Genomic DNA, 23,645 nt, shown 5'->3' on the forward strand with positions numbered 1-23,645 from the left:
CCGGCTTTCATAGACGTATACCTGCGCACCATGCCTCTTATACGTCTATGACCATAGCCATCCCCACCCTCCACCTTTTCGCTCCCCTCGACGAAAAGCTCATCACCCTGCTGCGCTCCCTCTCTCCCGACGACTGGCACAAGCCCACGCGCGCCAAACAATGGACCGTAAAAGATATCGCCACTCATTTGCTCGACGGCAACCTCCGCACCCTGTCGATGTTGCGCGATGGGTACTTCGGTCAGCCCGGCCCTACCGACACTACGTATGAAGGCATGGTGCGCTATCTGAATGATCTGAACGCCTCCTGGATAAACGGCGTCCGCCGTCTCAGCCCTGCGGTGCTGGTGGATTTGCTCGAGCACTCCGGCCGCGAATACATCGCCTACCTGCATACACTCGACCCGTTTGGGCCCGCCGTGTTCACGGTGGATTGGGCCGGCACAAACCCCACACCAAACTGGTTTCACATCGCCCGCGACTACACCGAGAAGTGGCATCATCAGCAGCAGATCCGCGAAGCCGTGAATCGCTATGGCATTGCCTCGCGCGAATTGTACTACCCCGTGCTGGATACTTTCCTGCAAGCCCTCCCCCATCATTACAGGAGTGTGACGGCCTCCACCGGAAGCACGGTGAAACTCCACATCACCGGCTTAGCGGGAGGTGAATGGTACCTGGTCCGGAAAGAAAAGGGATGGCAGTTGACAAAAGAAAAGACGCCGTCGCTTGCCGAGGTCACACTCGACGATGACACGGCCTGGAAACTCTTCACAAAAGGATTGACGCCCGAAGAAGCACGCCGTCTTGTTTCAATAGCTGGCGAGCGCGTTTTGGGTGAGCCTCTCTACACCCTGGTGTCGGTGATGGCGTGAGAACGTATTACAGCTGCAGCCGGATCTTCATCCGGTTAAGCACGGGCACCAATGACATCACCGCCACGGCAAACACCAGCGACCAGAGTATCCCCACAAATCCCTCGCGCAAAAACGACGGCCAGTGCAGGTGAAAGGTCTCCATCAAGGCATATACGACGAAGGGGATGATGTAGGTAAGCAAGGGATTGGAAGCGGCCGGTTTGATGAAGTTTGTCCATCCGCTGACTTTCTTCAAGTCGATAAGCCAATATAAAAACGAGAAGATCACCACACAGGCTGCCGCACTGAACAGGCACCAACTGGGTGTGGCGTGGATCTTGGAGATTTGAAAATACGGACGCAACAACACACCGCCGATGATCAATACCACGGCATACACGGCGGCGGCATTGAAACGCTGTTGGTTGGTCATGCTCTTTCCATGGAAAAATATCAGCGAGAGGATGATCCCCATCAGCACCAGCGAGGTGTGCGAGGCATGGCCGCCCTGGCTAAACAAAACATGCCACGGGGAGGCGTGTTCTATGGTTCTGCCCAGCGCATAATATCCGATACAGAACACGACCGTCGCCGATAAAGCAATGAGATTGCCTCGGAAAGCCTGGTAGCAGATACAGCCCAACAAATAGGCCCATCCGATCAATCCCAGGATGCCCCACCAGTGCGGTTTCATATACTCCGTGCCGTCTTCGCCTCCGCGATAGATGAACGCAAGAGCGATCAGGATGATCACACCGGTTGCCCGCAGGCGATATTTCAGGGCTTTACTCTCTGCGTTATAGACGTTCCAGATCAGGATCACCGCCACATAGAACAACAGCGACCACACGCCGATCGGGATGGGCATGGCGGCTTCGTTATAGTCGCCTTCGGCATTCACCATGAACACGCCCAGCACCAACAGACCCAGCGTGCGGAAAAGGATATGCCCCTGCAATTGCGCAGGACTGTCGCCTTTGGCTTTCCGGCTGGCGATGGCAAAGGGAATGGACATGCCCACGATGAACAGGAAAGCGGGGAACACGGCGTCCACAAACGTCATGGCGTCGGCATCGGCGGGCATGTGTTTCATCCACGCAGGGATGCCGTGCACACCGGCCAACTCATTCACGAAGATCATGGTGAGGATGGTGATGCCGCGAAGTGCATCGATGGAGAGGATGCGTTGGGTGGTAAGTCCGTTGTCCATTGTAAAAATTTATAAGCACCGAAATTAAATTAAATTGAAATCCTGACGAGATTTAGCGTCAAATAATTTTATAAACAAAACATAACACAACACACATTTAGCACACGCACACACTTATCATTTCATTCCACCCTTCATCCCTTTTTGCAACCTATGAAAGATCGTATCCTCCCTGTCGTTATGCTCGTGGCCATGGCCTGCTGCATAACGGCCTTCATCAACACACCACCCAAAAGCAAGAAAGTGGTCATCGCCTATGTCGGCGGCTTCCGTGGACTGGTCAATGCCGATTCCATCGACGTGCGCAAACTGACACACATCAACTATGCTTTTGTCAATGTGAAAGACAACGCTGCGTGGTTGGAGAACGAAGCCACCGACACGGTGAACTTCCGGAAGCTCAATCTGCTGAAGCGCATCAATCCCGAGCTGAAGATCCTCATCTCCATCGGCGGCTGGGCGTGGAGCGACAAGTTTTCGGACGCCGTGCTGACGGAAGCTTCGCGAAAAAAATTCGCGCAAACTTCGGTGGCCATCATCAAAAAATATAAGCTCGATGGCGTTGATATCGATTGGGAATATCCGGCCATGCCCGGCGAAGAAGACAACGTGTATCGTCCGGAAGACAAACAAAATTATACGCTCATGTTCAAAGCGATCCGTGAAGAACTGAACGCGCTTGAAAAGCAGACGAAGAAAAAATATTTACTCACCACCGCCGTGGGCGGGTATCATGAATACATCGAACATACCGAGATGGACAAAGCACAAGTGTACCTCGACTATGTGAACATCATGAGCTATGATTTTAAAACGGGTGCCGACAGCATCACGGGTCATCACACCAATTTGTATCCGTCTAACGACTACGCTACCGAACGTTCTACGGATCGTGCCATCACCGAATTCATTGCTGCCGGTGTGCCCGCATCCAAGATTGTGATGGGCGTAGCATTCTATGCCCGGTCGTGGACGACGAGCACCCCCGACAACAGGGGGCTGAACCAACTGGCCGTGCAAGCGCAGTGGGGCGGTGGCTACTCCAAACTAAAAGAAACAACGATCGACAAAAATGGTTTTAAGCGTTATTGGGATGAGAAGGCCAAAGCGCCCTACCTGTTTAACGATGAGAAAAAGATCTTCATTTCGTATGATGACGAGATGTCGATTACCGAGAAGTGCCACTATGTTACGGCACACAAACTCGGTGGAGTGATGTTTTGGGAGTACTCGGAAGATCCAAAAGGGTATCTTTTGGGCACGATAAACCGGGAACTGAAGTAAACGGGGGTCGACAGGGCGTAAAAGAGGTTAAAGTGCCCGATTTATATCTTTTTCTTTTTAATAAAAATTCTTATTACTTTTAAATGTTTATTGTCAATCTTTTCTGAGGCCCTCTCCCCTCGAGCAGTAGTTCCAGAAGACTGTCAGTTTACATTAACTAATTTCTCATTTATTCTTTTTAACAATGAACATTTACGTTGCCAACATCCCTTTTAAGGCATCCGAACAGGAATTGAAGGGATTATTCGAAGAGTATGGCGAAGTTTCTTCAGCCAAGATTGTCATGGACAAAGTAACTCAGCGTAGTCGTGGTTTCGGTTTTATCGAAATGTCAGACGAAGCTGCTGCCCGTCAGGCTATCACTAGCTTAAACGGTTTCAACTTCCTGGGAAAAACCCTGGTGGTGAACGAAGCAAGACCCCGGACTGATGCACCCCGCAGTGGTGGTGGTGGCTACAGAAGCGGTGGTGGCGGTGGTTTTAACCGCAGAAGCAATAACGAGTATTAAGACAACCGATATTGTATCAGAAAAAGCCTTGCGTGACGCAGGGCTTTTTTTGTGTCTTGTTTTTTTGGCGTATACCCATTCCGTTGAATCACCCGCCTGTAACGCGAAAAGTTGCGCAAAGTTCATATCCCCTGGATCAAATTTAAAACCTGAAAAACCACTTGTTTTTAGTCGAAGAATTTTGTAAACTTTGTATCTCACCAAAAACGGAACTAGCTATGAATGTGATCACCAATGTGGAGCGGTGGGGTAATAGTCATCGCCCTGGATTTTTGGATGCGTTTCGGGTACTGTTGGGTGCCTTCATTACCTACAAGGGGCTGTACTTCATAACGCACATGCACGACCTTGAAATGACAACTTCCGGTATTAATGTTTACTTCGCCGGTATGACGCTTGCACACTATGTTGTGTTCGCACATATTTTGGGCGGACCGCTGATTCTCGTGGGGCTTTTCACACGCATTGTGTGTCTGATTCAATTGCCCATTCTGATCGGCGCCGTATTCATGGTAAACTATCCGGCAGGATTTCTTTCCATAGGACATCATATGGAACTTTGGGCATCACTAGTTGTCTTGGTTGGCTTGGTCATCTTCATGGTGTTTGGTGCGGGAAAATTTTCCATCGACGCCAAGCGCAGAAGAGAGATGGAGGCAGCTCATCTAACATAACCCTCTATCTAACCTAAACCGAAGGGCATCTGCACAGCAGGTGCCCTTTTTGTTTTAATTCTCTATCTTCATGGCCCTAGAAAAGACGCATGAAGTATACCATCGGTATTGATATCGGCACCGGCAGCACCAAGGCAGTGGCCGTGGACGTTTCGGGCCAGGTGCTGGCCACCGCCCAGCAGGCCTACCCCATTCTCACACCCCAACCCAACCTGAGCGAACAACAGCCGCAACTGATCCGGCAGGCGTTTGTGCAGTGCATTCTCCGCGTGGTGCAGGAAGTCAAGGAAACGCCGGCCGGTATCGTCATCAGCAGCGCCATGCACAGCCTCATCCTGGTAGACAACCAGGGCGAGCCGCTCATGAACATGATCACCTGGGCCGACAACCGGGCCGCAGCCACCGCCCGGCAGATCCAGAAATCGGCCTCCGGTGAAGCGATCTACCGCCAATCGGGAACACCCGTGCATGCCATGACCCCGCTCAGCAAGATCGTATGGCTCAAAGAACATCAACCCGACTTGTTTAAGGCCGCCTATAAATTCATTTCCATAAAGGAATACATCTGGTTTAGCCTTTTCGGCACGTTTGAAGTGGACTACTCCATTGCTTCCGCCACGGGTTTGTTCAACATTGAAGAACTACGTTGGAACACCGATTCACTAAGCTTGTGCGCCATTACGACCAACCAACTGAGCGAACCAGTACCCACGCACCACACGCGCAGCGGGCTCGCCCCTGCCCTTTCGGCCGACCTGGCACCGGTAGCTGCTGTGCCCTTTTTTATTGGCTCCAGCGACGGTTGTATGGCCAACCTGGGCAGCTTTGCTGTAACGCCCGGCATCGCCGCCCTCACCATCGGCACCAGCGGGGCCATACGGGTGGCCAGCACACGCCCGACTTATAACTTCAAGGCGATGACGTTCAACTACCGACTGGATGAACAGACGTTCATCTCCGGTGGCCCCATCAACAACGGTGGCTATGTCCTGAAATGGTATGCCGAGGTGTTCCTTCAACGGACCCTGGCCAGCGGCAAAGACTATGATGCCCTGCTGGACGGCCTGGACGATGTTCAGGCGGGCGCCAACGGTCTCATCTTTTTGCCCTACATCCTGGGCGAACGCGCGCCGATCTGGGACAGTGACGCCAGTGGCGCTTTTTTTGGGATCCGAAACTTCCATACACAGGCCCATTTCACGCGTGCTGTAATCGAGGGCATCTCCATGGCCCTTTACAGCATCGCTGTGGCGATGGAGAAGTCGGGGTTGGAGATCGATCGGATTCACGTGAGCGGGGGCTTTGTCCATTCCCAGGCCTGGCTACAGATCCTGGCCGACGTTTTCAACAAGGAGATCTGCCTCATCAATCCCGAGGACGCCTCGGCGTTGGGGGCAGCCTATCTTGGGTTGAAGTCGCTGGCCCTCATTTCAGACTATGAGGTGTTGCGGTCGTCGGAGCGGGTTTCCTATTTCCCCACAAAAGAGAACCACGAGCGCTACGTCAAGTCTTTCGCGATGTATGAAAGGCTATACGAAAACCTGAAAGATGAGATGGAGGATATCCAACAGCTGAGACGTTAGCTGCGCTTCAGTTGGATGAGGGTGAGTTCAGGGGGCATGCCGATACGCCCGGGGTATCCTACGCAGCCAAAGCCACGGTTCACATACAGGTATTGATTTCCCTCCTGGTAAAGTCCTGCCCATTGTTTGAAGCGATATTGCGCCGGGCTCCAGGTGTAGCTGCCCAGGTTCACACCAAGCTGGTAGCCGTGGGTGTGACCCGACAGCGTGAGGTCGATGTCGCCATATTCCGGTCTGATCTGGGCATCCCAGTGCGTAGGGTCGTGTGAGAGGAGTATTTTCACAGGAGCTTCTTCCGTGCCGGGATAAGCGAGGTTGAGTTTGCCGTATTTCGGGAAGCGGTGGGCTGGACCCACACCCCAATTCTCAACACCAAGAATGGCGAGCTTGTCGCCTCCTGTTTCCAGGAAGCGGTGTTCATTCATCAGTAAATCATAGCCCAGGTGCTTGTGGACCGCCAGCATGTCTTCGAAGTTTCTACGCTTAGCCTCCGGGGTGGACCACTCCCGGTAGTTGCCATAGTCGTGGTTGCCGGTGACGGAAAACACGCCCATGGGGGCCTTGAGTTTTTCGAAGAGGGGGACGTAGTCTTTTGCTTCCTTGGTTTCGATGGTCACCAGGTCGCCGGTGAAGAAGATCACATCCGGCTTTTCCTGCATTAACAAGTCAACCCCACCCTGGATCGCCGTTTTGTTGAAGAGGGACCCCGTGTGGATGTCGGAGATCTGGCCCAGCAGGATGCCATCGAACGCTTTGGGAAGATGGGGCAGGTAGATGACCTGCTTGCGTACTTTGTAGTTGTGCGCACCCGTGAGTATGCCAAACGAAAGACCTGTTAACGGCACGCTGCCCGCGACGATGGCCGTGCGCGAAAGAAACTCGGAGCGTGAAATGAGCGAGTCTTCGTCGGTGAGTTCAGTTTCTTTTAGCCGTCGTTTTTTCATGAAACGGTTGGCCAGCAGGATTCCCCGGCGGATGTCGTCGATGACCACGAAGACGAGGAGCAAGATCTTGGAGAAATAAAGAATGGCCAGCACGATGACCAGCCATTGCCGGAGCTTTTCGTTGGAGATGTCGATGAGTACAACCCAGATCAACGAAAACACAGAGAGGATGGACGTGAGCCAGAAAATGCCACGCGTGCTGTTCTTCACCAACCGATGCGAAGCGTGACTGGCCGTGCGTATAGCCTGGTAGGTATAAAGATCCACCAGCAGCATGAGCAATATGCCGCCGGCCGTCATCAATATTCTATACCCGATTCCTTCGCCCATTATGTCCTGAAGAATAAGGGTCAAAGGTAACGAGAAATCAAAAACTTTAGCCCGCAAATCTTCCGAGCTACCTGCGAAGGCTTTGAACCGGGTTATCTCCCGGTATGACCGCGGAAAAAATTACCCGTCAGGCCCGTTTCAACTCGATCAGGGTGATCTCTGGTGGCATCCCAATCCTACCCGGATATCCCAGGTAGCCAAACCCGCGATTCACATATAAGTATTGCGATCCTTCCTGGTATAGTCCTGCCCATTGCTTGTAGGCATACTGTGAGGGGCTCCATTTAAATCCGCCGATCTCCACACCAAACTGGAATCCATGCGTATGGCCGGCAAACATCATGTCGATATCCGGGTGCATGTTGCGGACCTGCGCATCCCAATGGCTGGGATCGTGTGAGAGCAACAGCTTCACAGGCGCCTCTTCTGTTCCTGCGTAGGCGTGATCCAAACGACCATATTTTGCAAATCGTTTTCCGCCGTAGTTCTCGTTTCCCAGAATAGCGATCTTTTCGCCATTCGATTCCAGGAAGCGGTGTTCATTCATCAGGAGGTCGAAGCCCAGCAGGCGGTGTGCTTCCATGAGGTCTTTGAAATTCTTTTGCTTGGCTTGCATCGATGGCCAGGCGTGATAGTCGCCGTAGTCGTGATTGCCGGTCACGGAGTAAACACCGAGGGGTGCTTTCAATTTGTTGAAGATGTCGATGTACTCCTTCACTTCGCGGGCTTCGTTGTTCACCAGGTCGCCGGTGAAAAAGATCACATCGGGTTTTTCATCGAGCGCCATTTGTACGCCCCCTTTCACGGCCACTTTGTTGAAGAAACTACCGGAGTGGATGTCGGAAAGGTGAGCGATCTTCAGACCGTCGAAGGCTTTGGGAAGGTTTGGCAATTTCACCACCTGCCGTTTTATTCTATAATCGTGTGCACCGGAAATGATGCCGTAGGCCATGGCGCCCAGGGGGACGCTTGCCGCGACGAGCGCTGTCTTGGCAAGAAATTCAGAGCGGGGAATGGCTGTGCCGGCGGTATCACCTGAAGCGCCTTTATTAAAGAATTGCACTACCCAACGCACACCGCGTTGAAGATCGTCGACAAACAAGACGATGACACCAAAGAACTTTGAAAGATACATCATTGATAAAGCGACCCTCACCCAGTTTCTTACGTCGGGGTGATACTTGTAGGGATCGCCAAAGGTGTACCACAACAGTGCCACTAAACTCAACAGGGTGAGCGTCCAAAATCCATAGCGAAACACGCCTCGCCACGGCTCACCCCAGTTTTGCGAAACGACGGACACGCCTTGGTAGACATAGTAATCAATCAGTAAAAAGAAGAGCGCAACGATGGCAACGGTCATAATCCTGGGTTTCATATGTAAGTTATTTTATACGCGTTTCAGGGGGAGAGGTTCTTCCCGTGAAAGCGGATTGATGGCTATTATTTGAACGGTAAGCCAATCTCTTCGTGTGGTTGGAGTTTTTTGAATCCGTACAAAAAGAAAAAGTCGTCCTACTTTCGTAAGACGACTTTTATAAAATTTTATTCTATTTTTTAATTCAGGGCTACTGGCGTACCGGGAAGAGGTTCGTCTTCTTCTCCGTGATGGTGCGCCGCGGCTACTTCCGGTTTTATTTTGAAAACACGTGCCTTGAGACGGGCCACCAGCAGGTACATTACCGGCACCATGAATAAGGTCAGGAACGTACCGAAGATCAAACCAAAGATCATCGTCCACGAAAGCGGTCCCCAGAAGGCCACGTTGTCGCCTCCAAAGAAGATGTGTGGCTTGAACTCGGTGAACAATGTCACAAAGTCGATGTTGAAACCGACCGCCAGCGGGATAAGACCCAGGGTAGCGGCCATTGCAGTCAACAACACGGGTGTCATACGGGTTTTGGCGGCTTCAACAATCGCCTCTTTCAACTCCATGCCTTGCGAGATGAGCAGGTCGGTAAATTCCACGAGCAAGATACCGTTGCGCACGACAATACCGGCCAGCGCCATAATACCTACGCCCGACATGACGATGGATATTTCCATTTTGAAGAACGAGAATCCGAGCAACACACCGATGACACTGAATATGATCTCAGACAGGATGATCAGTGGCTTGCTGGTAGAGTTGAACTGGATCACCAGGATCATGAAAATAAGCCCCAGTGCCACCATACCGGCCACGCCAAGGAAGGCCGAGGTTTCTGCCTGGTTCTCTTGCTCGCCCGTCATCTTGATGGATACTCCATCGGGTTTGGGAAAATCTTTCAAGCTGTTCTGAATCGCACCGACAACTTCGTTCGGGTTGAAGTCTGACAGCACGTTCGACGCCAAGGTGATCACACGTTTCTGATCGATCCGCTTGATGCCGGCAAAGCTGTTGCCGTAGTCAATGGTGGCAAAGGCGGAAAGCGGCACCTGTCTCACCACACCTCCCTGACTCATGTCGCGATACGTCACCGGTAGATTCATCAGCGTGTTAATGTCATTGCGTTGGGATTCTTTGATCCGCAATTCAATGGGATAATCGTCATTCACGTCGCGGAAGCGCGATACTTCCAGACCATAGACGGCCGTGTACAGCACATTGCCAATCTTAGCCGTAGAGATGCCCTCACGGTTGGCTTTTTCGCGATCGATCTTGATGACGATCTCTGGCTTGTCGCTCTGGAAGTCAGACGCGAGGTCTTCAACACCAGGTATCTGCAAAGAGTCAAGGTAGCGTTTGGCACGGTCGGCGGTTTTCACAAGAATGTCGAAATCCTCCGCGGCGATTTCAATGTTGATCGCCTTACCGGCAGGAGGACCACCTTGTTCCTGGTCCACGGAAATTTCTGCGCCAGCGATACCTTTAACAGCATTCCGGATCTTATCTAAGAAGTCTCGCGAAGAACGGCCATTGCGCTTGGCGAAGCTCACAAAGGCCACGGTCACTTTGCCCAGGTGCGGTTGAGCCTGGTTACCCGCAAACTGGTCTTCAGCCGCGCCAACCGAGATGTTTGAGATTACTGACTCAACGATCGCCGTATCCGTACCAATGGTCTTGATCACACGGTCCTCCACGATGTTGGTAATGGAATCGGTCACATTTTGATGCGTACCAATTGGCAAACGCACGTATGCATAGATAAAGTTAGGATCGCCTTTCGGAAAAAATACCACGGGCGGCTTGCGTATGGCGGTGAACACGATGGAGAAGAAAAACAGGCAGATTACTGAGGCAATAACCCCGTACGGTCTCCATCCTGCCAGGCACCAAGTGATGGCATTCGAATATCCCTTTTGAACGAAGGGCCAGGCGCGCGTCTGGAATTTGGAGATCACTTCTTCCAGCACAAAACGGTGCAACGCATAGATGCCGAAGATGAATAAGGTAAAGTTGCCCATGCCGATCGACCCGGTCACGTAGAACAGCAAAGCGATGGCGGCAAAGATCACGAGCGATATCTTGAAACCTTTTGTAAACTTCGGTTTGTTTTTATGATCGTGATCGTGCGGCTTCATGAAGTCGGCCGCAAACACCGGGTTCATGATGTAGGCTACGACCAGCGAGGCCAGCAAGGCTACGATGAGGGTGATCGGCAGGTAAACCATGAACTTCCCGATCACACCCGGCCAGAAGGCTAAGGGCACGAACGGCGCCAATACTACCAATGTTCCAGAAAGCACGGGCATGAACACTTCACCGGCAGCGATTTTCGCAGCTTTGCGAATGGGTACTTTTCCGTTGTCAAACACGCGGTGCGTATTCTCGATCACTACGATAGCATCATCTACCACGATACCGAGTGCCAGCAGGAACGAGAACAAGGTCATCAGGTTCAGCGTAAAGCCAAGCGTGGGGAAAGTGAGAAAAGCGATGAAGCTCGATATCGGCACCGACAATCCCACAAAGATGGCGTTGGTGGCACCCATAAAGAACATGAGGATGAGCGTTACCAGTACGAAGCCGATGATGATCGTGTTGATCAGATCGTGCAACGTGGTGCGCGTATTCTCCGATTGATCTCCTGTGATGGTGATCTTGGCTCCTTTAGGTAGGATACTCGTTTCAAATTCCTTTACAATCTCCTGGATCTGGTCCGAGGCATTGATGAGGTTCTCACCGCCGCGTTTCACCACTTGCAGGGTCACTACGTTTTTCTCGTCCAGACGCGCGAAGCTTTCTTGTTCCTTGTGCGTGTCCAGTACGTCCGCGATGTCTTTCAGATACACTTTGCCGCCCTTGGTAGAACCTACCACGATGTTGCCCATTTGTTCGGCCGAATTAAATTCGCCGTTCACCGTTATGGAACGCTTCATGCCGTCGACAGAAAGCTGTCCGCCGGCGATGAGCACGTTCTCGCTTCTCAGTGCTTGTGAAATGTCGTCGAGGTCTACACCCGCCTGGGCCATTTTAAAGAGGTCGGCGTTCACTTGGATCTCGCGATCCAGGGCGCCCGCGATGTCGACGCGACGGATCTCTTTCAGGGCTTCGATACGGTCCTGCATTTGTTCAGCATATTCTTTCAACGTTGCCAGGTCGTAATCGCCCGACAGGTTGATGAAAAGGATGGGCACTGCGGAGATATCGATGTCTACCACCTGGGGTTCGTCCGGCATGTCGTTGGGCAGATCGGGCTTGGCCTTGTCTACCGCTTCCTGCACTTCGCGCTTGGCGTCCTTCACTTCCACATCGGGTCGAAACTCGATGATCACGTTCGAAAAGTTCTGTACGGAATTGCTGGTCACCTTCTTTATACCGGCAATGGACTTCACCTGCTTCTCGATTTGTTTCGAGATCAGGTTTTCGATGTCTTCGGGCGCGCCGGGATAGGGCGTGGCCACGTAGATCTGCGGAAACACTACTTCAGGAAAGTTCTCCTTCGGCAGGCTGTTATAGGTCATGATCCCCGCCAGGCAGATGATCACGGTGGCCACATAAATGGCCACCTTGTTGTCGATCGACCAACTGGTGGGTTTAAATTCTTTTTCGATGTCTTGCATAAAAAGGATAGGTTAATGCCCTAGTTGGTTTTAATCACTTGTCCGTCGTCCAGACCCTGATAGCCGAAAGAAACAATCTTCTCGCCGGCTTTAAGACCCTGTACTTGTGCCTGGTTGTCGTATACGCCGTCGACCTTCACCACTTTCCTGCGGGCTACGGTTTGTTTGCCGTCGGTTTCGGATATGAATACGATTTTCTCGTTGTTGACGGATTGTACCACGTTTACCGGCACGACGATGGCTGCAGGTTCGGTGTGGAAGATCACTCTCACGACGCCGGTCATGTTAGGGCGAAGGTTAGCTTCCGCTGGCAATTTCACTTCCACGGGGAAAGACCGCGAAAGGGGATCGATCGTTTTTCCTACGAACGTTACCGTAGCCGAGATATCTTTGCCCAACTCGGCAATGGTTACCGTCACTTTGTTTCCTTTTTTGATGTTGGTCACATACGCTTCGGAAACGGCGGCTTTCAACTTCAGGTTGGATGTGTTCACAATGCGCGCAGCGGGCATACCGGGGGCAATGTTTTGCCCAACCTTGGCCGTTACTTCATCCACGGTGCCACTGTAAGGGGCCGTGACGCGCGTCATGCTATTTTGCTCTTGCAGTGACGCCACTTGTCTTTCGAGATTTTCTTTGGTGGTCTTGGCCTGCAAGTACTGCACTTCGGTTCCGATCTTTTGATCCCAAAGATTTTTTTGGCGTTGGTACACCGTGGTAGCTAATTCCAACTGCGACTTCATGGCTTCTATGTTGCGTAGGATAACCGAGTTATCGATCTGTGCCAACGCCTGTCCTTTGGAAACAGCGTCGCCTTCTTGCACATATACGGCCGTGATTACGCCAGCAGCTTTAGAGCTGACCTGGATGTTGTCTTCCGCTTCCACGCGACCTTGCGTCTGCACGAAGTAATCAAATTTGCGCGGCGCCAGCTCGGTGACATTCACTTCTTTGGCTCGCACCTTCACAGAGTCAGGGTTGGCCTTGGCGATCTCACCCTCAAGTTTCTGTATCTGTTTCGTAATATCCGCCTGCTGCTGTTTCAGCTTGGCCAACTCTGCCTTCTTATCGTCGGGCGAAGCAGCGCTGCACGCCGCTAAGATGACGGCAGTCAGAATGACGGCAAAACGTGTGTATATCGTGGCTTTCATAAAATGGTTATTTTTCATTGGGTTTGGTTCTTATTTTGCAGGTTGTGCTGTTGCATATTTAGAAGGATCGAGTTTGGCATATGCTTTATCCAGATCGATCTTTGCGACAATAACATCATACAAAGCATTGTAATAGTTGATCTGCGCTTGCTTGAGGCTGTTCTCCGCATCGGTTACTTCGATATTGGATCCAACACCTTGCTCGTATTTGATCTTGGTCACTCGCGCTACCTTGTCGGCCAACCGCATGTTGTCTTGCTGCGACTTCAATGTCTCCAGGGAGTTCTTGTACAGAAGCGTATTTTGTTCGATGCTCAGATCGATACTTTGCTTCAGGGAATTGTAATTATTCTGAAGCTTCAGCAAGGCCAGCTTGGATTGCTGGATCTGATAAGTGTGCTGCAAGCCCGTGAATATCGGAACGTTCAGCGTAACGCCGAAAGCGGTGTAGGGATACCAGCGGTCCGGTCCGAACTCGGCCGTGTTCGCGATCTTGGATTCGGTCTTGAACAATCCGCCGATGGTCGGCGACTGCGTTCCGTAGCCCATGTTCAAATAGCCGGAAAGACTGGGCAGCGAGTTCGAATATTTGTTCTTGATGTCCAACTCCTGCAGTTTGCGTTGTGTGTCGAGCAATTTGTATTCAATACGGTTCTTATAGTCCCAGCCATCCTGATACTCGTTGAAGAGGTTCTCATTCACCCGCAGTTCGTCAAGGTTGCCCACTACGGTGAGCTCCTTTTCCATGGGATAGTTCATTTGAAACTTCAGCAAGGCCAGGCTCAGGTTCTGAGAGTTCACAAATTTCAACCGGTCGGTCTTGAGGTTATTCAGAGACACCTGGATGCGATCCACGTCGATAGCCTCCGAAAAACCGTTTTTGTTCATCTCGGTTGTATTTCTCAGCAGGGTGTCAACGCGCGCAATGTTGTCGTCGAATAGTGCAATACGTTCGTTGTTCACCAACACTGCATAGTAGGCTTTGGTCACCATTTCAACGACCTGGATCTGGGTTTGCTCTTCTGTTTTATAAGCAAGATCCTTATAGGTGTCGGCGGCCTTCAACCCTACCAGGTAGCTTCTGCTGAAAAGCAGTTGGTTGACCGTAATGCCGGCCGTGCCGTTACTGGGCAATTGAAAAACGTTTTGAAAAGCTACCACATCTCCGTTTTCGATGCCGGGAATTTGACTCAGGTCGATAATACTTGGCTGGCCTGCGGTGTACTTGCTGTAAAAACGAGGCAGCTTGGGGTTGTGTTGGAGCGCCACACTACCGTTTATCTGGGGCAATCCAATGCCGGTTGTTTCTTTTACTTTGGATTCCGAGATCTGCGAATCAACACGTGCGTTCTTCACAGCCACTGCGTTGGTCAGGGCATACGAAATGCTCTCGTCCAGGGTGAAAGAGGTTTTTTCGTCCGACTGAGTTTGGGCTGTTACCCGTAAGGGCACAACCAAACTAAATAATAATAGGTAATAAAGGGATTTCATGTTGTGGTTTATCGTTGGTTTACTGGGGTTACTTCTATAGCCTTCTTCTCTTTGTACTTCTGATACAACTTCCGTCCTTTTTCAGTAACGAGGCCGTGTACAAAGTGATCGAAGATTTCCATTTGCACGTCGGCCAGCTTGAATTGTTGCTGGGGAAATGTACGATCATCAAAAACGATCTCTACCGTGGCCATTCGAACGATGCTCAGCACTTCGGTGTTGAGCTCGGGCCGGTAGTAGCCTTCGGCAATGCCCTGGTCCAGGTTGGCTTTCACCGAATCGTAGATGCAGCTCTTTTTAAATTCCTGCCAGATGGCCCAGGCCCGCGGGTGGTATTTCTGAAGATCGAACAACAACGAGGGATTGATCTCCTCCATGTTGCGCTTCAGACAAATCGAAAGCTTGGCCAGTTCGTCGATCGCGTTTTCTGCGCTCACCCGGATCTCGTCGAATTCTTTCTGGCCTTCCTTGAGGTGCATTTGGCACACCATGGTGACCATATCTTCCTTATCGGCAAAGTGCTGATAGAGGGTCTTCTTGGAGACGGTGAGGTGGCGGGCGATGTCATCCATAGAGATGCTGCGCACGCCGTATCGCATGAAGAGGCCTTCTGCCCCTTTTAAAATCTTGCGTTTGATGTCTTGTTCTTCCATAAGGGTTGCAAAACTATGGAAACTATTTACATTACAAAAGTTTCCATAGTTTCCTTGAACGCTCAAAGCGGGCTATGGTTCCACTTTTTCGTAACTTTTTAAGAGAATTTCTTCGGAAATATCAGCCTCAACCGTTTGAACCGGTGGAACCGGTCGTGTCGCCTGCTTGGGTGTTTTCTTCCCAGCGGCACCATTTGTCCTTCATTTTTTGTTTGAGGGCAGCCCGCTCATCGGGGCTCATGGACGAAAATTTAGCATAGAACTTATTCTTCCAGTGGGCTTCGGCGGGATGCGGGCGATGCCAGCCGCGTTTTCCGCCCCCAAAGCCGGAGAACAGGATCTTAGACAACAGGAACAAACCCAGGGCCTGCCAGAAGGTGATAACGGGACCGGCAAACAAGGCCGGGACAAGCCAGTTCCAAAGGCTCATCGTCACCCATCCAAAGACAAAAATCGCCAAAACGCCCAGGGCCACACACGCTACAAATTTTACTACTCGGTTCATAATCCAATGCTTTAAATGTCTTTATACAGTCGTTGTAATTTTTTTCGCAAAGCGAGGATCGCATAGCGCTTCCTCGACAATAGGGTATTGATCGAAATGCCCGTTTCCTCGGATATTTCCCGGAAACTGCGCTCTTCAATCTCATTGAGTATAAAGATCTCGCGCTGCTCGGCGGGCAAATCGTCCAGGGCTTCCATAATGGCGTCCCAGATCACATCACGTAAATAGGCGTCCTCGGGAGTATTGCCCAAATCGGGCAAGATATCCTGTAAAGTAAGCGGCGCATCGTCGTCCGTCCCGGCAAGCGTCTCGAGATCGGCACGTTTCGGACGGGCGGCATCGCGGCGATAACGGTCGATGATCTTGTTCCGTGCCACCGAAAATAGCCAGGAGGTGACACGGTCCAGGGACTCTATCGTGTCGTAGCCGGCTACGAACTGATAGAATACATCCTGCAGAATGTCTTCCGCCTCCTCCACAGAAGAAACCCGGTTGCGGATAAATCCCAGCAACTTGTCCTTCTCCCGGAGAAATGTTTGCTCTTTCATTTGCATGGCCAAGTCCATCGCTTCCATTACGCTTAGTTACCTCCTAAGTCGGGACAGGAGGGCGGATTATTGTAGGATGGGGGTGCAAAATCAGTATTAATTGGAAGAAATCAGAATTTAGGAGCCAGGAGCCAGAATCCAGGAGCCAGGAGCTTGTGCTCGGCATTCAGTAGCCAGTATTCAGTAGCCAGTAGTCAGTATTCAGTAGCCAGACTCCTTCTTCTCGGACACCATAGCCAGGGTCCCTATTCTCGGATTTCAATGGGCCCAAAGTCTTTGATTTCAGGCTTCGTGAGTCAGGGTCCGGTAGTCAGTCCCAAGCTACTGGCTACTGGCTCCTGGATTCCGCGAAAAATTTGCCCCATAAAACCCAATCTATCCCTAACTTATGGCCACCAATCATTGTTTTTCCCCCAATTGGTATGCAGTATTTTCGCGATAAGCTTTATCCAACTTCGGTGAAACGGAAGATCCTGGCGGGGTTTCTCCTGGCCTTTGTCGCCATTTTGCTGGCTTTGGGGATCACTCATTTTGGGTTCCGCGAGATGCTGGATACCGTGAACGAGCTATCGGCGCCGAACCGGAAGTTGGATGCTTTGAATGATATTTTTCAGGAGATCACGGCCCTGGATCAACTCCAGCGGGCAGAGGCCATCCGGAATCCGAGGAAACCCTACAAAGCGTTTCTCAAACAATCCAAATCCCTCGGCAATAAGATCGACTCCCTGGGCTTGCTCAAATGGGATACGGCGCAACGCAGCCGGCTGATCACCATAAAGCAGATCCTGCAGAAAAGGAATTCAATGTTCTTTTCCTATCTGAAACTAAAATCCGAAGTAGCCGACAACCGCCGCCTCTCCATACGGCTCGACACACTCTCCACCATCCTCCAACATGAAAAGATCCTGGTCGACAGCAGTGTCGTGACGACGGAAAAGAAAACCATTACCACCTACACGCGCGATTCGGTTGCCGCTCAAAAAGAACGGTCGGGGTTGGGCAAGCTCTTCAGTAAGAAAAAGAATAATCCACCGGCCACGACACACGTCAAGGTCCAGGAAGAGCTTAGCGTGACCGTTGACACCCTGGCGGTGTCGCGTCAAAATAAAGCGCTCGAAGAAGTGGAGAAGATCGTGACGGACCTCGAGAAAGATCAACGCGCCGAAAATAAAAAATTGTTGCAGCAAGAGTTGGAACTCATCCACGCTAACAGCCTGCTCATTAATAAACTGCTCAGCATCCTCCACGACGTGGAGAATGAGGAATTGGCGCAGATGCACGAAAAGAACGACCACGCCATTGCTCTGGTAACAAAAAGTATTTCCAACATCGGGCTCCTGCTCGGCGCGTTCTTCCTGGGGGCAGCCCTGCTGGTGTATTTGATCTGGGTCGATATTGGCCGGAGTAACTATTACAAAGAGCAGCTCGAGAAAGCAAAAGACGAAGCCGAAGAATTGAGCCAGATCAAGCAGCGCTTCCTGGCCAACATGAGCCACGAGATCCGCACACCGCTGCAATCCATCATCGGGTTTGCCGAACAATTGAAACACCGCGGACAAACCCGCGAAGCCATCGACGCCATCCACAGCTCTTCCGAACACCTGCTCCACATCGTGGACGAAGTGCTGGACTACAGCCGCATTTCCAGCGGGAACTTCACGTTAGAACAAGAGCCATTCGACCTCTTTGCACTCGTGCGCGAAGTGGAATCCGCCCTGCGCATACAGGCCGACCGCAAAGCCCTGGCCCTGGTGCTCAACGTTGAACATGCCCGCGATTTTCAATTGCTGGGCGATGGCTTCCGGCTGCGGCAAATCCTTTATAACCTCATGGGTAACGCGATCAAATTTACCGCAAAGGGATCGGTGAAACTTTCGGTGACGACCGTGGAGGATGAGGAAGACGCGTACATACGCTGCATTTTCGAAGTGACCGATACCGGCATCGGCATACGCCCCGAGGACCTGGAGAAAATCTTTAATCAATTCGAACAAGCCAGTGCCCTGATCGCGCGTCACTATGGCGGCACGGGATTGGGATTGACCATCGTAAAATCATTGGTCGAAGCCCAGGGCGGATCGCTGGAAGTAGAGAGCGTGCCGGAGAAAGGCTCGACGTTCCGGGCAACCATTCCCTTCGCGCGCGCCACGGCCGGCACACCGCGACACCCGACACAGAAAAAGCAACCGAAGAGCGCCTTCACCGGAAAAGTACTGGTCGTCGACGACGACGTGATGATCCTGCGACTGTGCAGCCTCATCCTTCAAAAAAACGAAGTGAATTTCACCACCTACGACGAAGCGCAAGATCTCATCGGCCAAGCGCCCGACGCCACGGTGTCGCACATCCTGATGGACATTCGCATGCCCAACATCAACGGCGTGGAACTCTGTCATGCGCTGCGAAAAAAATATCCACCTCAAACACGCTTTGTCGCCCTCACGGCACACGTCTTTCCCCAGGAGCGCCAGCAATTGTTGGACGAAGGCTTCGATGTAGTCCTGTCAAAACCCTTCCGCGAACATGAACTGCTGGACGTGCTGGGCATCGACGCCGACAATGCCGACGCCCTGGATCCCAATCTTTCCATGTTGCGGCTCATGACCCTGGGGGATGAGGCACTGTTCCAGTCGGTCTTGCAACAATTTATCGAAGAGACAAAACGCGATGTCGTGAACCTGGATCTGGAATTGAAACATATGCGCGCCGCGCCTATCCGTGAGATTGTTCACAAGCTGGCGGGACGGATCGGGCAGATGGGATCTTCTGAGCTATCGGGAACGTTGCGGGATATTGAGATGCAGTTGGCCGACGGTGTGGCGTTGCAGGATGTATTGCAGCCGTTGTTGGATGCGAAGGACGGTGTGGAGGGATTGTTGATGAGTATTCAGGTGAATGTGGTGTCGTGATATACGGCGCATCAAACGGCTCTTCGCTGTGGCGTGATGGGATAAAATGTTGTTGGTGAAGAACACCAACAACGGCGAGGGGATGGGAATATGGTTGTGGTGAATGGGCGCATCAATGGGACTCTTCACCGTGACATGGCGGGTTAAAAATGTTTGTTGGTGGGACACCAACAAACGGGGGTGGAGGCCCTGTTTGGGAAGATACCAAAGGTTATTCGATGCCGTATTTTTCGATTTTTAGATACAGGGTCTTGCGGTCGATGTTCAGTATACGGGCCGCCTTGGATTTGTTGTAGCGCACTTCTTTCAGTGTTTTCATGATCATTTCTTTTTCCTGCGATTCTTGCAGGGCTTTCAGATCGTAGACCGGCGTGTCGTTGTTGGGTTTAGGCTGGGGGTTGCGGATGGTTTCCAGCATTTCTACGGGGAGGGCGGCGGCGGTGATGAGGCCGTCGTTGGTGAGGAGGACGGCGCGTTTTACCACGTTTTTCATTTCGCGGAGGTTGCCGGGCCATTCGTAGGTGCGGAAGATCTCGGTCACTTCTTTGTTGAAGCCGTTGACGTGGCGATCGAGTTCGGTGTTGGCCAGTTCGCGGAAAAAGTCCAGAAACTCGTCGAGGTCCTCTTCGCGATGGCGGACGGCGGGCACTTTTAGTTTGAATTCGTTGAGGCGGTGATAGAGGTCTTCGCGGAACAAGCCCTTCTTTACGGCTTCGGCCAGGTCGTCGTTGGTGGCGGTGATGATGCGCACGTCTACTTTGACTTCCTTATTGCTGCCGATGGGTTGGATGATGCGCTCCTGGATGGCCCGCAATAGTTTTACCTGTACTTCGTATGAAAGGTTGCCCACCTCGTCGAGGAAGAGCGTGCCTTTGTGGGCATCTACGAATTGGCCGACCTTATCCTGGACGGCGCCGGTGAACGAGCCCTTGGTGTGGCCAAACAATTCACTGGCCGCAAGCTCTTTGGAGAGCGCTCCACAATCGACGGCTACAAAGGGGGCCTTGGCGCGGGCGCTGAGGCGATGGATGGTTTGGGCTACGTTCTCCTTTCCCGTGCCGCTCTCCCCTTCTATGATCACCGACATGTCGGTGGGCGCCACCAGGCGGATATACTCATGCAAACGCTTCGCTTCGGGGCTGGTGCCCTCCACAAATTGCTTGGGTGCTGTCGACTTGGGTTGGATATTGACCGAGGGCGTCGGGGCGTTTTCTTTTTTTAACGCCTGCTGGAGCAACATCAGCAATTCGTCGGGGTTCACGGGCTTGGTGATGTATTCATAAGCCCCCATCTTCATGGCCTTTACCGCCGTGCGGATGTCGGAAAAGCTGGTCATGATGATGACCTGGGTGTGCGGAGAATGCTTTTTGATCTCGGTGAGCACGTCCATGCCCGTGGTGTCGGGCAGGCGGTAGTCCAGCAAAACGAGGTCGAATGCTTTGGTTTTCAGCGTTTGCAGGCCATCGTGACCCTTGTGGCAAACGGTGACGGAAAATCCTTGCTTGGTAAGAAATCCTTCCAGTATCCTGGAAAAGGTCAAGTCATCTTCAATTACGAGAATCGCGCCCATATGGGGCTAAAATAAAGAAGAAAGCTGGAATAATTCCCAGCTTTCTTCCAATCGGTTGTTTACAGGTTGTGAGGACAAGTCGATTAGTCGACTTTCTTTCCGTCCTTGTTGAACTTAACGGTCTTTGTTTCTGCACCGTTCTTCAGCTCTACTTCATAAACATCGCCAGCTTTGTAGGCCGAGCTGATCATCCAGCCACGATATTCTTGAGCTTCAAGCGATTTTTTAACGGCTTCGGGAAGTTCTTCAGATTTGATTTTTACTTTTTCGCCTTGCTGCACTTCAGTAGGAGCAGCTACAGCTTTATCACTTTCAGTTGCATTTTGTGCGTTTACAAATGCTACACTCGACAAAAGGGCTGCAGCAGCGATCATTACTTTTTTCATGACAGTTAGAATTTAGTTGAACATTTAATTATGATTAGCCTACTACGAAAGAAAGTGCCAACGGCCGCAGGACCAATAAGCTACTGTTTATCAGCACCTTAAAAAACCAAGAATAGAAATTGTGTAGTCAGAAGTTGTAGAGGTATTCTACAGGATGAGATTATAGTTCCACAGATACTGTGAACCCGTGGAGATAAAAACCAACAAAGGGGTCTAGTGTAGTTAACGAAAAGTATCAAATGACGGTTACAGCATCTGCCCGGAGGCACATGCTGTAACAAACGTGATGCAACAGAAGGGACAGGCGGTGACTATGGACGGGATTCCTTTTTTTGTTTGTTCTCTTCGATGAGGTAAGAGCCACCCAAGCCCAAGCCGCCGAAAATAAACAGCATGGAAAAGTAGGCCACTTCTTCCATATAAAAGGCGTTGTCGAGCCAATATCCCATCAACAACCCTAAACCTGCCCCGATCATCAGCAACGATGCACGCAAGGGCCCGGACGTGTTACTCCGCCTTGGGGCGATGGCATTCGGGTCCATACCTTTTTCGATCATGGCCATACGCTCCTCATTGGCGTATTTACGGAGATAAATGACCATGATAAAGGCCCCGATGGTGGCGACGATGGGAATGAATACCCCGATAACTGCGACTTCCATAATTGTAAGGATTTTGTTTAAATCTGCCTCTAGGACGCGGGGGTTCGAGGCCAGGTTACGGACTTTTGAAAAAATCCTGTGACCCCACCAGGTTGACAGGACAAGCCACCGCTCGCCATATTCAAAGTTTTTTGATCCCCGGGTGGCGAATCTGTAACTTCCCTTGAAAAGAACGCGTCAAAGCGCTGTCATGACGATCCCTGCGGAGCATACCATTATCGACAGAATCCTGGCCGGTGAGCCCTCCGTGTATGCGGAGCTGGTGAACAAGCATAAAAGCTATGCGTTCACCATCGCCAACAAGATCCTGCAAAATCGCGCCGAGGCAGAGGAAGCCGCACAGGACGCTTTTATAAAGGCCTATCATCATTTGTCGACCTTTAACCGGGAGGCAAAGTTTTCAACATGGCTGTATCGCATCGTGTTCAACACGGCTATCAGTTATAAACGCAAAAGCCGCCACACGTTCCAGTCGATCGAAAATACGGTGCTGGAATATTCTCCCGATGGGGAGGGCACGCTGGAGCGGACCGACAAACGCAAGTACCTCGCCCTGGCCATGGCCCGCCTCAATGAAGCGGACCGCACGGCCCTGACCTTGTTCTATCTCGACGAACTTTCGCTGGAGGAGATCGCCGAGATCACAGGCATGCAGGCCAACACGGCCAAGGTGCGCATCCATCGCGCCCGGCTGCGGCTGGCCGACGAGTTAAAATTGATCTTAAAACAGGAAGCGTTAACTTTGTAACGTATGAAAAAGATACCCCAGGCCCTTGAAGAAATGCTTTTCGACTACCTCGACGGCACCCTCAACGCTGCCGACAAGCAACGCCTGGAGACGGAGCTCAGCCACAACCCCGAGCTGAAAGCCCGCCTGGATGAACTGCAAAACGTCGAACTGTGGCTATCCAAAATTTCTCTGGAAGAGATACCCTCGCGCAATTTTACCCAACAAGTCATGGGCAAGCTGGACCAATACCCGGCCCGGTCCTCGACGCTGATCTCCCGTAATGGAATATTTCTGCTGATCGGCATCCTGGTGGCCGTTGGGCTGGCCACCATTCTGGTTTCTTCCGGTGTCTTCGACGGGGTTCAAACCACGATCAACCTAAACCAGGAATTGCCCCAGAAATATATTCCGAAGAACCTGCCGCAATTCGTTCCGAAGAGCCTGCCGGCCATTGCCTTGAGTGGAAAGCTGATCGTCAACATCGTCATCCTGTTGAACCTGGGGTTGGCCTGGCTGGTGTTGGACCGCGCGGTATTGAGACCCCTCTTCCAGCGCCGCATGCACGCAGGACACTAGTTTTCGTCCTTCCTCCCAACTTCCGGGATAGATTTGATCGGTTTCATGCTTCATTGCCCATTGTTTCTTACCTTAAAAGACTCAATGC

20 protein-coding genes are annotated in these 23,645 nt (G+C 51.6%); 8 read left to right on the top strand and 12 right to left on the bottom strand.

What is annotated here, in order from left to right; genetic code table 11:
* The first annotated feature begins 47 nt into the window (after positions 1–47).
* Positions 48–875 (top strand): maleylpyruvate isomerase N-terminal domain-containing protein, encoded by an 828-nt coding sequence (locus BUB30_RS08575; RefSeq protein WP_073132766.1) that lies wholly within the window; start codon positions 48–50, stop codon positions 873–875.
* Positions 876–882: 7 nt separating this feature from the next.
* Here the strand turns inward: BUB30_RS08575 and BUB30_RS08580 are convergent, their stop codons facing one another.
* Positions 883–2,067, bottom strand: a complete 1,185-nt coding sequence (locus tag BUB30_RS08580) for a DUF5009 domain-containing protein (protein ID WP_073132769.1) — start codon at positions 2,065–2,067, stop codon at positions 883–885.
* A gap of 153 nt (positions 2,068–2,220) precedes the next feature.
* Here BUB30_RS08580 and BUB30_RS08585 point away from each other — a divergent pair, with 153 nt between their 5' ends.
* The 4 genes from BUB30_RS08585 (at position 2,221) to BUB30_RS08600 (ending at position 6,116) form a co-directional block, all read left to right on the top strand.
* Positions 2,221–3,351 (top strand): glycoside hydrolase family 18 protein, encoded by a 1,131-nt coding sequence (locus BUB30_RS08585; RefSeq protein ID WP_073132770.1) that lies wholly within the window; start codon positions 2,221–2,223, stop codon positions 3,349–3,351.
* Positions 3,352–3,535: 184 nt separating this feature from the next.
* The gene (locus BUB30_RS08590; protein WP_073132772.1) at positions 3,536–3,859 is read left to right on the top strand and encodes an RNA recognition motif domain-containing protein; all 324 of its coding nucleotides are present in this window, start codon (positions 3,536–3,538) and stop codon (positions 3,857–3,859) included.
* Between the two features lie 218 nt (positions 3,860–4,077).
* Complete coding sequence (locus BUB30_RS08595; protein ID WP_073132775.1) at positions 4,078–4,533, top strand: DoxX family protein; 456 nt, start codon at positions 4,078–4,080, stop codon at positions 4,531–4,533.
* A gap of 89 nt (positions 4,534–4,622) precedes the next feature.
* Complete coding sequence (locus BUB30_RS08600; protein ID WP_073132777.1) at positions 4,623–6,116, top strand: gluconokinase; 1,494 nt, start codon at positions 4,623–4,625, stop codon at positions 6,114–6,116.
* Here BUB30_RS08600 and BUB30_RS08605 read toward each other — a convergent pair.
* The 8 genes from BUB30_RS08605 to BUB30_RS08640 form a co-directional block, all read right to left on the bottom strand.
* Positions 6,113–7,390 (bottom strand): metallophosphoesterase, encoded by a 1,278-nt coding sequence (locus BUB30_RS08605; RefSeq protein ID WP_073132780.1) that lies wholly within the window; start codon positions 7,388–7,390, stop codon positions 6,113–6,115. The two genes, BUB30_RS08600 and BUB30_RS08605, sit on opposite strands and share 4 nt — an antisense overlap.
* A 127-nt stretch (positions 7,391–7,517) precedes the next feature.
* A complete protein-coding gene (locus BUB30_RS08610) occupies positions 7,518–8,768 on the bottom strand; it encodes a metallophosphoesterase (protein WP_084137972.1) in 1,251 nt (416 codons plus the stop codon).
* Positions 8,769–8,947: 179 nt separating this feature from the next.
* Positions 8,948–12,376, bottom strand: a complete 3,429-nt coding sequence (locus BUB30_RS08615) for an efflux RND transporter permease subunit (RefSeq protein ID WP_073132785.1) — start codon at positions 12,374–12,376, stop codon at positions 8,948–8,950.
* A 20-nt stretch (positions 12,377–12,396) separates the two neighbouring features.
* On the bottom strand, positions 12,397–13,527 hold the full coding sequence (locus tag BUB30_RS08620) for an efflux RND transporter periplasmic adaptor subunit (RefSeq protein WP_073132787.1): 1,131 nt from the start codon (positions 13,525–13,527) through the stop codon (positions 12,397–12,399).
* A gap of 30 nt (positions 13,528–13,557) precedes the next feature.
* Positions 13,558–15,018: a TolC family protein gene (locus BUB30_RS08625; protein ID WP_073132789.1), complete on the bottom strand. Its 1,461-nt coding sequence runs from the start codon at positions 15,016–15,018 to the stop codon at positions 13,558–13,560.
* An 8-nt stretch (positions 15,019–15,026) separates the two neighbouring features.
* Positions 15,027–15,671 carry a TetR/AcrR family transcriptional regulator gene (locus BUB30_RS08630; protein ID WP_073132790.1) on the bottom strand — a complete coding sequence of 215 codons (645 nt, stop codon included), beginning with the start codon at positions 15,669–15,671 and terminating at the stop codon, positions 15,027–15,029.
* Between the two features lie 127 nt (positions 15,672–15,798).
* Positions 15,799–16,176, bottom strand: a complete 378-nt coding sequence (locus tag BUB30_RS08635) for a hypothetical protein (protein ID WP_073132792.1) — start codon at positions 16,174–16,176, stop codon at positions 15,799–15,801.
* Between the two features lie 11 nt (positions 16,177–16,187).
* Positions 16,188–16,751 carry an RNA polymerase sigma factor gene (locus tag BUB30_RS08640; protein WP_073132794.1) on the bottom strand — a complete coding sequence of 188 codons (564 nt, stop codon included), beginning with the start codon at positions 16,749–16,751 and terminating at the stop codon, positions 16,188–16,190.
* 395 nt (positions 16,752–17,146) lie between these two features.
* On the opposite strand from BUB30_RS08640, the gene BUB30_RS08645 reads away from it, so the two are divergent.
* A complete protein-coding gene (locus BUB30_RS08645; RefSeq protein WP_073132796.1) occupies positions 17,147–19,633 on the top strand; it encodes an ATP-binding protein in 2,487 nt (828 codons plus the stop codon).
* Positions 19,634–19,844: 211 nt separating this feature from the next.
* On the opposite strand, the gene BUB30_RS08650 is transcribed toward BUB30_RS08645, so the two are convergent.
* The 3 genes from BUB30_RS08650 to BUB30_RS08660 all read right to left on the bottom strand — a co-directional run bounded on the left by BUB30_RS08650 (position 19,845) and on the right by BUB30_RS08660 (position 22,251).
* The gene (locus BUB30_RS08650; protein WP_073132799.1) at positions 19,845–21,203 is read right to left on the bottom strand and encodes a sigma-54-dependent transcriptional regulator; all 1,359 of its coding nucleotides are present in this window, start codon (positions 21,201–21,203) and stop codon (positions 19,845–19,847) included.
* A gap of 83 nt (positions 21,204–21,286) precedes the next feature.
* The gene (locus BUB30_RS08655; protein ID WP_073132801.1) at positions 21,287–21,589 is read right to left on the bottom strand and encodes a hypothetical protein; all 303 of its coding nucleotides are present in this window, start codon (positions 21,587–21,589) and stop codon (positions 21,287–21,289) included.
* A gap of 311 nt (positions 21,590–21,900) precedes the next feature.
* A complete protein-coding gene (locus tag BUB30_RS08660) occupies positions 21,901–22,251 on the bottom strand; it encodes a DUF6249 domain-containing protein (RefSeq protein ID WP_073132803.1) in 351 nt (116 codons plus the stop codon).
* Between the two features lie 190 nt (positions 22,252–22,441).
* Here BUB30_RS08660 and BUB30_RS08665 point away from each other — a divergent pair, with 190 nt between their 5' ends.
* Both BUB30_RS08665 and BUB30_RS08670 read left to right on the top strand, forming a co-directional pair.
* Complete coding sequence (locus tag BUB30_RS08665; protein WP_073132805.1) at positions 22,442–22,999, top strand: RNA polymerase sigma factor; 558 nt, start codon at positions 22,442–22,444, stop codon at positions 22,997–22,999.
* Between the two features lie 3 nt (positions 23,000–23,002).
* Positions 23,003–23,557: an anti-sigma factor family protein gene (locus tag BUB30_RS08670; protein ID WP_073132807.1), complete on the top strand. Its 555-nt coding sequence runs from the start codon at positions 23,003–23,005 to the stop codon at positions 23,555–23,557.
* The last annotated feature ends 88 nt before the right edge of the window (positions 23,558–23,645 follow it).

Source organism: Chryseolinea serpens, assembly GCF_900129725.1.
Lineage (GTDB): Bacteria > Bacteroidota > Bacteroidia > Cytophagales > Cyclobacteriaceae > Chryseolinea > Chryseolinea serpens.